Annotated in this window: 15 protein-coding genes; 10 read left to right on the top strand and 5 right to left on the bottom strand. The window is 69.3% G+C overall.

What is annotated here, in order from left to right:
- Positions 1–13 precede the first annotated feature (13 nt).
- The 9 genes from VNS22_RS11675 to VNS22_RS11715 all read left to right on the top strand — a co-directional run bounded on the left by VNS22_RS11675 (position 14) and on the right by VNS22_RS11715 (position 9,388).
- Positions 14–628, top strand: a complete 615-nt coding sequence (locus VNS22_RS11675; RefSeq protein WP_325732579.1) for a nucleoside triphosphate pyrophosphatase — start codon at positions 14–16, stop codon at positions 626–628.
- Positions 629–638: 10 nt separating this feature from the next.
- Positions 639–1,298, top strand: a complete 660-nt coding sequence (gene coaE, locus VNS22_RS11680; RefSeq protein ID WP_325732581.1) for a dephospho-CoA kinase — start codon at positions 639–641, stop codon at positions 1,296–1,298.
- Entirely contained in the window at positions 1,291–1,968 is a 678-nt protein-coding gene (dnaQ, locus tag VNS22_RS11685; protein ID WP_325732583.1) for a DNA polymerase III subunit epsilon, read from the top strand. Before coaE ends, dnaQ begins: the two co-directional genes overlap by 8 nt.
- Before the next feature lie 76 nt (positions 1,969–2,044).
- Positions 2,045–3,259 carry an NADP-dependent isocitrate dehydrogenase gene (locus VNS22_RS11690; protein ID WP_325732584.1) on the top strand — a complete coding sequence of 405 codons (1,215 nt, stop codon included), beginning with the start codon at positions 2,045–2,047 and terminating at the stop codon, positions 3,257–3,259.
- Positions 3,260–3,312: 53 nt separating this feature from the next.
- A complete protein-coding gene (locus tag VNS22_RS11695; RefSeq protein ID WP_325732607.1) occupies positions 3,313–4,392 on the top strand; it encodes a VanZ family protein in 1,080 nt (359 codons plus the stop codon).
- A gap of 248 nt (positions 4,393–4,640) precedes the next feature.
- The gene (locus VNS22_RS11700) at positions 4,641–5,585 is read left to right on the top strand and encodes a sugar ABC transporter substrate-binding protein (protein ID WP_414653345.1); all 945 of its coding nucleotides are present in this window, start codon (positions 4,641–4,643) and stop codon (positions 5,583–5,585) included.
- 87 nt (positions 5,586–5,672) lie between these two features.
- Positions 5,673–7,178 (top strand): sugar ABC transporter ATP-binding protein, encoded by a 1,506-nt coding sequence (locus VNS22_RS11705; RefSeq protein WP_325732588.1) that lies wholly within the window; start codon positions 5,673–5,675, stop codon positions 7,176–7,178.
- Positions 7,179–7,193: 15 nt separating this feature from the next.
- On the top strand, positions 7,194–8,216 hold the full coding sequence (locus tag VNS22_RS11710) for an ABC transporter permease (RefSeq protein WP_325732590.1): 1,023 nt from the start codon (positions 7,194–7,196) through the stop codon (positions 8,214–8,216).
- An 83-nt stretch (positions 8,217–8,299) separates the two neighbouring features.
- A complete protein-coding gene (locus VNS22_RS11715) occupies positions 8,300–9,388 on the top strand; it encodes an AbrB family transcriptional regulator (protein WP_414653344.1) in 1,089 nt (362 codons plus the stop codon).
- A 60-nt stretch (positions 9,389–9,448) separates the two neighbouring features.
- Here VNS22_RS11715 and VNS22_RS11720 read toward each other — a convergent pair whose 3' ends face one another.
- The 5 genes from VNS22_RS11720 to VNS22_RS11740 all read right to left on the bottom strand — a co-directional run bounded on the left by VNS22_RS11720 (position 9,449) and on the right by VNS22_RS11740 (position 13,359).
- Positions 9,449–9,895 (bottom strand): hypothetical protein, encoded by a 447-nt coding sequence (locus tag VNS22_RS11720; protein WP_325732596.1) that lies wholly within the window; start codon positions 9,893–9,895, stop codon positions 9,449–9,451.
- A gap of 560 nt (positions 9,896–10,455) precedes the next feature.
- A complete protein-coding gene (locus tag VNS22_RS11725; RefSeq protein ID WP_325732598.1) occupies positions 10,456–11,055 on the bottom strand; it encodes a GNAT family N-acetyltransferase in 600 nt (199 codons plus the stop codon).
- 13 nt (positions 11,056–11,068) lie between these two features.
- Entirely contained in the window at positions 11,069–12,376 is a 1,308-nt protein-coding gene (gene hslU / locus VNS22_RS11730) for an ATP-dependent protease ATPase subunit HslU (protein WP_325732600.1), read from the bottom strand.
- Entirely contained in the window at positions 12,373–12,918 is a 546-nt protein-coding gene (gene hslV, locus VNS22_RS11735) for an ATP-dependent protease subunit HslV (protein WP_325732601.1), read from the bottom strand. The genes hslU and hslV overlap by 4 nt, the downstream gene beginning before the upstream one ends.
- Positions 12,919–13,116: 198 nt before the next feature.
- On the bottom strand, positions 13,117–13,359 hold the full coding sequence (locus tag VNS22_RS11740; protein ID WP_325732603.1) for a hypothetical protein: 243 nt from the start codon (positions 13,357–13,359) through the stop codon (positions 13,117–13,119).
- Positions 13,360–13,371: 12 nt separating this feature from the next.
- On the opposite strand from VNS22_RS11740, the gene VNS22_RS11745 reads away from it, so the two are divergent.
- Positions 13,372–13,578 carry a hypothetical protein gene (locus tag VNS22_RS11745; protein WP_325732604.1) on the top strand — a complete coding sequence of 69 codons (207 nt, stop codon included), beginning with the start codon at positions 13,372–13,374 and terminating at the stop codon, positions 13,576–13,578.
- Positions 13,579–13,653 lie beyond the last annotated feature (75 nt).

The following is a 13,653-nucleotide window of genomic DNA, read 5'->3' on the forward strand; positions in this document are numbered from 1 at the left end:
CCGCGAGTGCTCGATGCAGCTTCCCGACGCTCCCCCGCTGATCCTGGCTTCGCAGAGCCGGGCCAGGGCCCGCCTGCTCGAGGCCGCCGGGCTGGCGTTCGCGGTGGAAGCGGTGCCGGTCGACGAGGCCGAGGTGAAGGCGGCCCTGGCCGCGGAAGGGGTCGCCGTCGAGGACGCCGCCGTGGCGCTCGCGGAGATCAAGGCGCAGCGGGTCGCCGCCCGCCATGCCGGCGACGTGCTGGTGCTGGGTGCCGACCAGATGCTGGAGGTGGACGGGCGCTGGCTGGACAAGCCGGAGGTGCTGGACGCGGCCCGCCGCCAGCTCCAGGAGCTGCGCGGCAAGCGCCATCGCCTGTGGAGCGCCGCCGTGCTGTTCCGCTCCGGCAGCCGGATCTGGCATCATGTCGAGCCGGCCGAGATGTGGATGCGGCCGCTCTCGGACGGGTTCATCGACGCCTATCTGGCAGAGGCGGGCGAGGCGGTGCTCCATTCGGTGGGCGCCTACCATCTGGAAGGCCTGGGCGCCCAACTGTTCGCCAGAGTCCGGGGCGATCACTTCACCATCCAGGGCCTGCCGCTTCTGCCCCTGCTCCAGGCGCTGCGCGACCAGGGGGTGCTGGCGGCGTGAGGCTGCGCCCATGATCCTGGTAGGCCTCACCGGATCGATCGCCACCGGCAAGAGCCATGTCGCCCGGCTGTTCCGCGCCTTCGGCGTGCCGGTGTTCGACGCGGACCTGGCGGTGCATCTCCTGTTCCGCCCCCATGGGGCCGCGGTGGCACCGGTCCTGGCCGAGTTCCCGACGGTGGCCGCCGCCGATGGCGGGATCGACCGCGCGGCACTCGGGCGGCAGGTGTTCGGCGATCCGGCGGCGCTGCGCCGTCTGGAAGGGATCGTCCATCCGCTGGTCCGGGCCGAGGAGCATCGCTTCCTCACCCGGGCCGCCCGCAACGCCACGCCGCTCGTGGTCCTGGACATCCCGCTCCTGTTCGAGACCGGGGGCGAGCGGCGGGTCGACTTCGTGGTGGTGGTGGGCTGCTCCGATGCCCTGCAGGAACAGCGGGCGCTCCGCCGGCCGGGCATGACCCGCGAGCGCCTGGCCCGGATCCGCGCCCAGCAGGTCCCGACGGCGCAGAAGCGCCGACGGGCCGACCTGTTCATCCCGTCGGGCCATGACCGGGGCGAGGTGCAGCGCCGCCTGGCCGGCTTTCTCGGCGGGCTGCGCCATCGGGGCGGTGGCGTCTGGCCCGGGCGCTATGCGATGACCAGCCGGCTCAGCGAGAGGACCCGACATGCGTGAGATCGTGCTCGATACCGAGACCACCGGGCTGAACCCGCGCGACGGCCACCGGATCCTGGAGATCGCCTGCCTGGAGCTGGTCCACCAGGTCCCGACCGGCAAGACGTTCTACACGCTGATCGACCCGCAGCGCGACGTGCCCGAGGAGGCCGCGCGCATCCACGGCATCACCGCCGACAAGCTCGCGGGCCAGCCGCGCTTCAAGGACATGGTCGACGCGTTCCTGGAGTTCATCGGCGACTCTCCGCTGATCATCCACAACGCGCCGTTCGACATGCGTTTCCTGAACGCCGAGCTGTTCCGCGCGCGCCGGCCGGAGCTGCCGTTCGACCGGGCGGTCGACACGCTGATGCTGGCCCAGCGCAAGTTCCCGGGCGCGCCGGCCAGCCTGGATGCCCTGTGCCGGCGCTTCTCGGTGGACAATTCCGGCCGCGTGTTCCACGGGGCGCTGCTCGACTGCGAGCTGCTGGCCGAGGTCTATGTGCACCTGCTGGGCGGCCGGCAGGCGGCGCTGAGTTTCTCGATGGACGCCCGCTCCGGGCTGGCGGCGGCCGGTCCGGCCGAGCGGCCGTTCCGCCCGGCCAGGCCGCATGCAGCCACCCCTGAGGAACTGGCCGCGCACGCCGCGTTTGTCGGCAAGATCAAGGACGCCTTGTGGAACGCGGCTTGAGCCCGGCCGCCTCGGGCGACTAGAAGGCCCGCGACGCGCGTGGAACGCCGGACCTGCGGCGATAGAGGAGCGAAGTATGGCGAAGATCAAGGTCAAGAACCCGATCGTCGAGCTCGACGGCGACGAGATGACCCGGATCATCTGGCAGATGATCAAGGACAAGCTGATCCTGCCCTATCTGGACGTGGAGCTCCTCTACTACGACCTCGGCATCGAGCATCGCGACGCCACGGACGACCGGGTGACGGTCGAGGCCGCCGAGGCGATCAAGAAGCACAATGTCGGCGTGAAGTGCGCGACCATCACGCCCGACGAGGCGCGGGTCCAGGAGTTCGGCCTCAAGAAGATGTGGAAGTCGCCGAACGGCACGATCCGCAACATCCTGGGCGGCACGATCTTCCGCGAGCCGATCATCTGCCAGAACGTGCCGCGCCTGGTGCCGGGCTGGACCCAGCCGATCGTGATCGGCCGCCATGCCTTCGGCGACCAGTACCGCGCCACCGACTTCAAGGTGCCGGGCAAGGGCAAGCTCACCATCACCTTCCAGCCCGAGGACGGCTCCGCGCCGATCCAGCACGAGGTCTACGACTTCCAGGGCTCGGGCGTGGCGATGGCCATGTACAACCTGGACGAATCGATCCGCGAGTTCGCCCGCGCGTCGATGAACTACGCGCTGCAGCGCAAGTGGCCGCTCTACCTGTCCACCAAGAACACGATCCTCAAGGCCTATGACGGCCGGTTCAAGGATCTGTTCCAGGAGGTGTTCGACGCCGAGTTCGCCGACAAGTTCAAGGCGGCGGGCACGGTCTACGAGCACCGGCTGATCGACGACATGGTCGCCGCGGCGATGAAGTGGTCGGGCGGCTATGTCTGGGCCTGCAAGAACTACGATGGCGACGTGCAGTCCGACACGGTGGCGCAGGGCTTCGGCTCGCTGGGCCTGATGACCTCGGTGCTGATGACGCCGGACGGCGGCACGGTCGAGGCCGAGGCCGCGCACGGCACGGTGACCCGCCACTATCGCGAGCACCAGAAGGGCAAGCAGACCTCGACCAACCCGATCGCCTCGATCTTCGCCTGGACCCGCGGCCTGACCTATCGCGGCCGGATCGACGGCACGCCGGACGTCGAGCAGTTCGCCCAGACGCTGGAGAAGGTCTGCATCGACACGGTCGAGAACGGCCAGATGACCAAGGACCTGGCGGTGCTGATCGGCCCCGACCAGCCCTGGCTCACCACCACGGGCTTCCTCGATGCCCTCGACAAGGGGCTGGCCAAGGCGCTCTCCTGAGCAGTCCCGGCCTGAGCAGCCGCAGGGGCGCCGCTTGGCGGCGCCCCTTGCGCATGGTGCGCATGCAGTTCGCCGCGCACCGGCCGCGCCGGCTGCTCCGCCGCTTCCTCCGCCACGAGGAGATCAGCGTGGTCCTCACCCCGCCGGTGCGGATCGCGGCCCTGGTCGTGGTGCTGGTCAGCTACTTCTTCGCCGTGTTCTGGCCGCTCGAATGGCGGCTGCCGCGCCAGGTGCTGAACCAGGCCGAGATCGGCGCCGAGGGCCAGGCCCTGTTCGACCGGCCGGGCGTGCTGCGCACCTACGCGGCACCGGAATGGCTGGCCGAGGTGAAGCGGGGCGCGCCGCTGCGGGTACGGCTGGACGTCCTGCCCGGCCCGCCCCATCCGCGCTTCCTCGGCCGCCTGTTCGCCATCACGCTGGGCTGGCACGGCCGCCTGCTCTCGATCGACCGCGACCACGACGTCCTGCTGGTGCATCTGCGCGCCAAGGGCACCAATCTCGACGGCTACCCGCCCCTGCGCGCCCATGGCGTGTTCCAGGAGGGCCGCCCGCTGCGCCTGGAGCTGGCGCTGGTGGGGCCGGAGCTGACCGTGCAGGTGGACGGCCGGACGGTGATCCGCCACCGCTACCCTGCCGATCCCCGCCGGCGCTGGATTGCCAGCTACAAGCTGGCGCTGGGCAGCGACATCAACATGCGCCGCTTCTTCCTGGGCGAGATCACGCGGGCCGAGGTGCAGGTGGGCGAGCGGACCCATGACCTGCTGGCGCTGGGCGTGCTGTCCCGCCCGCACCGCATCGTCTTCCTCGACCGCGAGCCGCGCCTCGTCCCGTTCCAGGACATCTGGACCCGCGATGCCTGGGAGAACGTGCTGGGCTTCGTCCCGCTCGGCATGGTGGCGGCGATCTGGCCGGGCGCCACCCTGTTCTCGGTGCTGGCGACCGGGCTGGCCATCAGCGGGAGCATCGAGTTCATCCAGCTGACCGTGCCGGGCCGGGTCCCCTCGGTGGACGACGTGATCACCAACACGGCCGGCGCCTTTTGCGGCTGGCTGCTGATCTTCTTCCTGCGCACCGCCCTGGATGCCTGGGGGCGCCGGCGCGCCGTGGCGGCGGCCGCCGAACCGGCCGCCTGAAGCCGCCGCGACCGCTTTCGCAAACGGTGCGGCTAAAGTATGACTTTTGCCCCGGCTTTCCGCGGGGACCCGCTTGCCAACTACGCATGGCTCGCTCAAGAGTTTGGCGGCAGAGCGGACCGAGAAGGCCGCCTTCAGGGAGGTTGGAACCGATGACCCGGAAGTTCGGCGTCACGCCGGAAACTCGTCGCTCGTTCATCAACAAGGTGACTGGCTCCAGCGCCGCGGCGGCGGCGATCTTCGGCGGCATGGGCATGAGCCCGATGATGGGCGCAGCGCTCGCCCAGGAGATGGGCCGCTCGGAAAAGCCCTTGAAGGCCGCCTTCTCCAATGCCGGCCTCCAGGCGACCTGGTGCGCCCAGGGCAAGCAGGCGGCCGAGTACTGGGGCAAGCTGTTCAACGTCGAGGTCACCTGGTTCGACGGCGAGCTCTCCGCACCCAAGCAGCGCGCCGCCATCGACAACATGGCGTCCCAGAAGTGGGACTTCGTGGCGATCCAGGCGTTCGGCATCGGCACGCTGACCGACCCGGTCAAGCGGATGATCGACGCCGGCACCCCGGTGATCGACATGGACACGCTGATCGCCCCGCTGGAGCAGATCGACGTCCACAGCTTCCTGGCCCCGGACAACGAGTTCATGGGCGCCGCGGTCACCCAGGCCCTGGTCAACGCGATCGGCGGCAAGGGCAAGATCGTGATGACCCAGGGTGCGCTCGGTCATACCGGTGCCCAGGGCCGCGCCCGCGGCTTCAAGTCGGTGGTCGAGAAGTTCCCGGAGATCGAGGTGCTCGACGAGCAGCCGGCCGACTGGGACGTGACCAAGGCCACCCGGATCTGGGACAGCCTGCTGACCAAGTACCCGGAGATCGACGCCGCCTTCTTCCACAATGACGACATGGCGCTGGCCGCCCAGAACGTCATGAAGGCGCGCGGCCGCGAGAACATCCTGGTGGGCGGCGTCGACGCCATGCCGCCGGCAGTGGAAGCCGTCCTGGACGGCCGGATGCACGCCACGGTGCGCAACCCGTCCTGCCGCATCCATGGCGGTGCCATCATGGCCGGCGTGGCCGCGGTGGTCGGCGGCGAGAAGACCGGCGAGGGCATCCCCAAGAGCATCGTCACGGACGGCCCGGTCGTCACCAAGAACAATGCCGAGGGCATGCTCTGGATGCAGCGGCACTTCCTGATCTGACGGAACGGGCGGCGCGGCCGGCCCGCCGGTCGCGCCGTTCCTGACAGAATTGACGAGGTTCATGAGGCGGCAGGGCCGGATCGCGCGATGAGCGAAGGCAAGGAAACCCCGATCCTGGAAATGGTCGGGATCGGCAAGCGCTTCGGCGGCGTGACGGCACTGACCGGGATCGACTTCGACCTGCGGCGCGGCGAGGTGCATGGGCTGGTCGGCGAGAACGGCGCCGGCAAGTCGACGCTCATGAAGATCATCGCCGGCGTCCATCACGGCTATGACGGCGAGATGCGCATCGACGGGCAGGCGGTGAACTTCCGCTCCGCCCGCGACGCGCTGGCCGCCGGCATCGGCATGGTCCACCAGGAGCTGTCGATCGTCCCGCAGCTCTCGGTGGCCGAGAACGTGTTCCTGGGCGTGCAGCCGACCAACGGGCTGGGCGTCGTCTCCTGGGGCCGGATGAAGCGCGAGGCGCGCGAGCATCTGCAGCTGCTGGGCATCGACATCGATCCCACCCGCGAGACCGGCACCCTGCCGATCGGGATGCAGCAGCTCATCGAGATCGGCCGGGTCCTGTTCTCGGGCGCGCGCATCGTCATCCTGGACGAGCCGACCTCGGCTCTGTCCCCGCCCGAGGTGAAGCACCTGTTCGAGGTGCTGGGCCGGCTCAAGGCCAAGGGCACCACCTTCGTGTTCATCTCGCACTTCCTGGAGGACATCCTGGAAGTCTCGGACCGGGTCACCGTGTTCCGCAACAGCCGCAAGGTCGCCACGGTCGATGCCGCCTCGGTCGACAAGGCCTGGGTGATCGAGCAGATGATCGGGGCCGGCCACCATGAGCTGGCCGACGCCATGCTGGGCGAGATCCGGCTGGAAAGCCCGAAGGACGCCCCGGTGATGTTCTCGGCGCGCGGCCTGTCGCGGCCGCGCAGCTTCACCGACGTGAGCTTCGACGTGAAGGCCGGCGAGGTGGTGGGCCTGTACGGCTTCATGGGCTCGGGCCAGACCGAGCTCGCCCGGGCCTTGATGGGCAAGGCCCGGCTGCATGGCGGCACGGTCAGCATGGGTGGCCAGGAAATCCGCCTGCGCAGCACCGCGGATGCCAAGAAAGCCGGGATCGCACTGGTGCCGGAAAGCCGGCGCGCCATGCTGTTCGGCCACGAGCCGGTCTACAAGAACATCTCGATCAGCATCCTGGAGCGGATCTCCCGCCTCCTGCTCAAGCCGGGCGAGGAGCGCCGGATCGCGCAGGGCCATGTCGATGCGCTCCGGATCCGCCCGTTCTCGGTGGAGCCCGAGGTGCGCAAGCTGTCGGGCGGCAACCAGCAGAAGGTGGCGCTGGCCCGCTGGCTGACCCATCTGCCGCGCCTCCTGGTCCTGTCCGAGCCGACCAAGGGCATGGATGTCGGCGCCAAGGACGACGTGGTGAAGATCGTCAAGGGACTGAAGGAGAAGGGCGTTGCGGTGGTGGTGGCCTCCGCCGAGCCCGAGACGGTGCTGACCATGGCCGATCGCATCCTGGTGATGCGCAAGGGCCAGATCGCGCAGGAATTCGCGGAGCGTGGCGTCAGCAAGGACCAGCTGCTCGCGGCCGCCTGAAGGAAGTCGGATCCCATGAATGCTGATGTGGCGAGTGCGGCGGGGCGTGAGGGCGGCGGTGTGGGCCGCTGGGTGGCCAGCCGGCTGACCAATCTCGCGCCGCTGGTCACCCTCCTGTTCCTGTGCCTGGTGTTCAGCCTGATGGCGCCGTCGTTCGCGACGCTCGACAATCTCGGCAACATCATGCGCCAGGTCTCGATCACCGCGATCATCGCGACCGGCCTGACCTTCGTGATCCTGACCGCCGAGATCGACCTGTCGGTGGCGAGCATCGCGAACGCGGTGGGCATCGTGCTCGCCTACTTCACGTTGCAGGAAACCTACGTGAACATCGCGAACGTGCCGATGCCGGGCGTGGTCGCGATCCTGTTCGCCCTCATGGCGGCCTTTGCGCTGGGCACGGTGAACGCCGTGGGCGTCACCATCATCGGCATTCCGTCCTTCATCATGACGCTCGCCATGATGCAGATCGGTGCCGGCATCTCCGCCTTGCTGGTGCGCGGCCAGATCGCCTACGCCATCCCCGACCCGATCCGCTTCCTGGGCTCCGGCTCGATCGGGCCGTTCCCCTCCATCGTGGTGGTGGCCTGCCTGTTCCTGCTGGTGGGCCACCTGGTGCTCACCTACACGCGCTTCGGCCGCTATGTGTACATGGTGGGCGGCAACCGCGAGGCGGCCGAGTTCTCGGGCGTCAACGTCAAGCTGGTGATCGCCGCGGTGATGATCATCTCGGCGGTCTGCTGCGGCGTGGCCGGCATGCTGGGCGTGGCCTATTACGGCAGCGCCCAGCAGAACGAGTTCGACGACTATCTGCTCGATTCCATCGCCGCGGTGGTGGTGGGCGGCACCAGCCTGTTCGGCGGCCAGGGCGGCATCCCCAACACCATATTGGGCCTCCTGGTCCTGGGCGTGCTCAACAACGGCCTGGACCATATCGACATCGACAGCTTCCTGAAGGTGCTGATCCGCGGCCTGATCCTGCTCCTGGCGCTGGTCATCAACGTCTACGCCCAGCGCCTGCGCAACCGCGCGGCCTGAGCATCGGCGTCACGCCCGGCTTGCCGGGGCCGGCCGGAGGGCGCATCTGGGGCCAGCGGTCCGCCTGGACCGTGCGGAGATCGATGCCCTTGTCGCGCTACCTGCCGGCCATGCGGCGGCACCTGCTGCTGCACTGGACCGTCCTCCTGGTCCTGTCCGCCCTGCTGGCGGCCCTGCTCGAATGGTTCGGCCTGCCGGCGGCCCTGCTCCTGGGCCCGATGCTGGCCGGCGCGGTGCTGGGCGTGAACGGCACGGCCCTGCACGTGCCGCGCCTGCCCTACTGGGCGGCGCAGGGCATCATCGGCTGCATGATCGCCGCGGCCGTACATGCCGAGTTCCTCGACCTGTTCCTCGCACGCTGGCCTTTGTTCCTGGCGGTGGTGGCCGCGACCGTGGCCGCCAGCAGCACGCTCGGCTGGCTGATGAGCCGCAGCCGGATCCTGCCGGGTACCACGGCGGTCTGGGGCTCCTCGCCCGGTGCCGCCTCGGCCATGATGCTGATGTCCGAGGCCTATGGCGCCGATGCCCGGCTGGTGGCGTTCATGCAATATCTGCGGGTGGTGTTCGTCGCCGCTGCCGCCTCCCTGGTGGCGCGGTTCTGGGTCGACACGTCCGGTGCGACGCTGCCGGCGATCGTGTGGTTCCCGCCGCTCGACCCGGCGCAGTTCCTGCTCACCCTGCTGATCGCGTTCGGCGGCGTGGCGCTGGGCAGGCTCACCCGGTTCCCGGCCGGCGCACTCCTGCTGCCGATGGTCCTGGCAGCGCTGCTGAACGGCTTCGGCCTAGTCGAGCTGGTGCTGCCGGAATGGCTGCTGGCGATCAGCTATGCCGTGCTCGGTTGGAGCATCGGGCTGGGCTTCACCCGCCGGATCCTGCGCCATGCGGCGCGCGCCCTGCCGCAGATCGTGGTCTCGATCCTGGCGCTGATGGCGTTCTCGGCGGCACTGGGCGCCCTGCTCACCTGGCAGGTCGGGATCGATCCGCTGACGGCCTATCTGGCGACCAGTCCCGGCGGCATGGATTCGGTGGCGATCATCGCGGCGTCCAGCGATGTCGACCTAGCCTTCGTGATGGCCTTGCAGACCGTGCGCTTCCTGCTGGTCCTGCTGCTCGGACCGTTCCTGGCCCGGTTCATCGCCGGCCGGCTGCAGCGCTCCAGCCAGACGGCCTGAGCCTGAACGGCAAGGCCCCGCCCGACCGTGGGTCGGGCGGGGCCTCGGAGAAAGCCGGGATTACGGGGTCGCGCCGTCCTCGCAGCCGACCGCACCCGGCGCGCAGTCGCCGGTGCCGAGATCGCTCGGCGGAGAAGTGGACTGGCCAGTGGCGGCACCAGTGTCGGCCGGGCCTGCGGGATCCGTCGTGGTGCCGTTGCCGCCTGCCGTGCCCTGGCCCCTGTCAGGCCCACCGCTGCCGCTCGGATCCGAGCTTGCGTCGCCGCTGCCGCTGTCATTGCCGTCGGTCCCGACGCTGCCGCTGCCGCTGCCGCTGCCGGTATCCGTGCCAGTGCCAGTGCCGGTACCGCTGCCATTACCAGTGCCGGCACCGCTGCCGGTGCCGCCAGCATCGCCGCCAGCGCTGGTGCCGCCGCCGGCGCCGCCACCGCCACTAGCCTGTGCCATGGCCAAGCTCGGCAGCAGCAATAATGCGAAGGCAGCCGTCATCGTGAGCATCTTGCGCATGAAGCATCCTCCCGGGCCCGGGGCCCGCCCGTTGCAGTGGTCGGAAGCCGGCTGTTTCCACGGCCTCTGGTCGCTAGAACGGCGATTCCCGCGCTTCGTTCCGAACATCCGGAGAAAAACGGCCGACCGGCCGGGCATCCACCCACCTGACATTCAGTAAGCAGCGCTCGATCACATAGCGATTGGTCGGTGTTCCTCGCTGGCCAGCGCGGCATTGACGCCCTTGTCCAACGAATTCTCTGTGGTTTCTTGCGTGGTGAGTCTGGATGAACATAATCATCCTGCGGAACCTCGCTGCTGCCGGCTCGGTTGACGCTGGTTGTTGTGACTCGTCCGGAGCAGGCCCGGCAGCAGCTGGCATCTCGCCCACCACCATCACCACCACCGGGATCGACCCGCGGCACTCCGGGGACAAGGCTCCGGCCGGGCGCCTGCGCTCCGCGACGGATTGTTCGGTATGAGGCAGGGAGCGCCGGTGCGCGTGCGGTGGAACTGGCGCGGACAGGGCTGCAGCGCCCGTTCGGGAAGGCCGTGCCATCCGTAAGGCACCGGCCAGTATTCTAAGCGGAAGCTCCGCCCCTATCCGGCGGCGCTTCCCGGAGATCCAGGCGCATCGCGCAGCGCTGGCGGGGGTCCATGCCCGCGTGGCGCTCGGCGGCCAGCCGCTCGCGCAGCGCCGGTGCCGGCCGCTCCTGCAGGACGAAGCCCAGCCTGGCATAGAACGGCGCGTTCCAGGGCAGGGTGCGGTCGGTGGTGAGCGCCATGCCGGCGCAGCCTGCCTTGCGCGCGGCGGCGGCCGCCTGCGCCAGCAGGGCGGTGCCGATGCCCTGGCGATGCAGGTCCGGGTGCACCGACAGTTCCTGCACGAACAGGTCCTGGGCCAGAGGTGCCGCCATCAGGAAGCCCGCGATCCGCCCATCGGCTGCCAGCACCGCGACCCAGAGCCAGCCGCGGCCCCAGGCGGCCGCCAGCCAGCTGGGATCGGTCGGCGGCGCGTCCACCGCCCACTCCATGTGGGTGCCGGCGAACATCCGTGCCGCCGCCCGCTCGACCAGGGCGATCGCCGGGAAGTCGGCCGGCACCGCCAGCCGGATCTTGGCGGCGGCGCCGGAAAGGCATTGCGCCTTGCGGAGCAGTGCCGCCCGGGCGCCCTCGCTCACCGGTGCCGGCGCTTCACAGGATGAAGCGCGACAGGTCGTGGCTGCCGAGCAGCGAGCCGACCTTCTCCTGGACCAGCGCCGCGTCGACCTTGACGGTCTGTCCGCCCATGTCGGTGGCGCTGAAGCTGACGTCTTCCAGGAGCTTCTCCATCACGGTCTGCAGCCGGCGGGCGCCGATATTCTCGACCCTCCGGTTGATGTCGTCGGCCAGGCGCGCGATCGCATCGATCGAATCCTCGCCGAACTCCAGCGTGACGTTCTCCGTGCCGAGCAGCGCCACGTACTGCCGGATCAGGCTGGCCTCCGGTTCCACAAGGATCCTTCGTAGATCAGCCTCGGTCAAGGGGTCCAGTTCGACCCGGATCGGCAGGCGGCCCTGCAGCTCGGGCAGCAGGTCGGCGGGCTTGCTCAGGTGGAAGGCGCCGGACGTGATGAACAGGATGTGCTCGGTGCGGACCATGCCGTGCTTGGTCGCGACCGAGGTGCCTTCCACGATCGGCAGGAGGTCGCGCTGCACGCCCTCCCGGCTGACGTCGCCGGCCTTGCCCTCGCGGGACGTGATCTTGTCGATCTCGTCGATGAAGACGATGCCGTTCTGCTCGGCCACCTTGATCCCGGTCCGGGTCACCACGTCCTGGTCGAGCAGCTTGTCGCTCTCCTCGGCCATCAGGATCTCGTAGGACTGGGCGACGGTCATCTTGCGCCGCTTGGTGCGCCCGCCCAGCGCCTTGCCCAGCATGTCGCCAAGATTGACCATGCCCATCTGGGCGCCCTGCATCCCGGGAATGTCGAACAGCGGCATGCCCGCACCGGGCTGGTCGGCGACCTCGACCTCGATCTCCTTGTCGGCGAGCTGGCCGTCCCGCAGGCGGCGGCGGAACGCCTCGCGCGTGTCCTTGGACGCCTGGGCGCCGACCAGCGCGTCGAGCACGCGCTCCTCGGCGGCTGTCTCGGCCTTGGCCGCCACCTCGCGGCGCATCCGCTCGCGGGTCTCCTTGATCGCGATCTCGACCAGGTCGCGGACGATGCTCTCCACGTCCCGGCCGACATAGCCGACCTCGGTGAACTTGGTGGCCTCGACCTTGAGGAACGGCGCCTGGGCCAGGCGCGCCAGGCGGCGCGCGATCTCGGTCTTGCCGCAGCCGGTCGGGCCGATCATCAGGATGTTCTTCGGCAGCACCTCCTCGCGCAGGTGCTCGTCGATCTGCTGGCGCCGCCAGCGGTTGCGCAGCGCGATCGCGACCGCGCGCTTGGCGGCATGCTGGCCGACGATGAAGCGGTCGAGCTCGGAGACGATCTCCCGGGGGGTCAGCGCGGTCATGACAGGATGAGCTTTTCGACGGTGAGCTGGGTGTTGGTGTAGACGCAGATGTCGGCAGCGATCGCCATGGCGCGCCTGGCGACCTCCTCGGCGTCCAGGCCTTCCACGGGCAGGAGTGCCCGGGCCGCGGCCAGCGCATAGTTGCCGCCCGAGCCGATGCCGATCACGCCGTATTCCGGCTCCAGCACGTCGCCCTGGCCGGTCAGCACCAGCGAGACGTCCTTGTCGGCCACCGTCATCATCGCCTCCAGGCGGCGCAGGTAGCGGTCGGTGCGCCAGTCCTTGGCGAGCTCCACGCAGGCGCGGGCGAGCTGGCCCGGATGGCGCTCCAGCTTCGCCTCCAGGCGCTCCAGCAGGGCGAAGGCATCGGCCGTGGCCCCGGCGAACCCGGCCAGGATCTGGCCGTCGCCGACCCGGCGCAGCTTCTTCGCGTTGCCCTTGATCACGGTCTGGCCGAGCGAGACCTGGCCGTCGCCGGCCATCACCACCATCGGCCCCTTGCGCACGCACAGGATCGTCGTGCCGTGCCAGCTTTCCGTCAACGCGTCGTTCCTTCGAGTTCCCCCGCAGGCGCTTCAGGTGGGGGACGCGCCGCTGCACTGCAACGGGTGGACACGGCGGGCAAGCCGAAAACGCGGCACCGGCCCGCTTTGGGGCGGGCCGGTGCGCAGCGGGCTGGGAAGTGGTTGGAGCGATGGCGCGGCCCTGTTGCCGTCAGCCGCTGTCGTCAGCCGCTCTCATCAGCCATTGTCGTTGGCATGCGCCAGCTCCAGGTCCGCCACCGCATTGGCCAGACCACGCAGCGCCGAGATCAGCGCGCCCTCGTCGCGCATCCTGAAGGCGGCGCTGGTCAGCACCGCGGCGCTCACCACGGCGTCGTGGATGCTGTCGACGGCAAGGCCGGTCCAGGCGGGCGCGGCCTCGGCCAGACCCTGGTGCTGCGCCGGCTCGAAGCAGTCGGCCATCGCACGGTAGTTGCTCATCGAAAGTCCCCCATGACGCGTAGCGGTTCGAAGCGGCGCGATGTCCGGCGGCAGCGGGACCAGGACCGGCTGCGCTGCCGTTGTGGCGACATCGTCTTCACGCAACGGAATATATCGGTGGTTGAATTCCAGACAATAGAACTCGCTTGGGCGATGAAACCGCTGCTGTTGGATGAACTCGACAGTGACGAAGCTGCGGAAATGGATCGAATTTTCTGAATTTCGCCCCAATCACGAAAAACCGAACTGTCATGGGCTGCTGGGCCAATCGGGTAAGATCGATCGAATACCCGG

Origin of the sequence: Geminicoccus sp. (genome assembly GCF_035556675.1) — a bacterium.
Lineage (GTDB): Bacteria > Pseudomonadota > Alphaproteobacteria > Geminicoccales > Geminicoccaceae > Geminicoccus.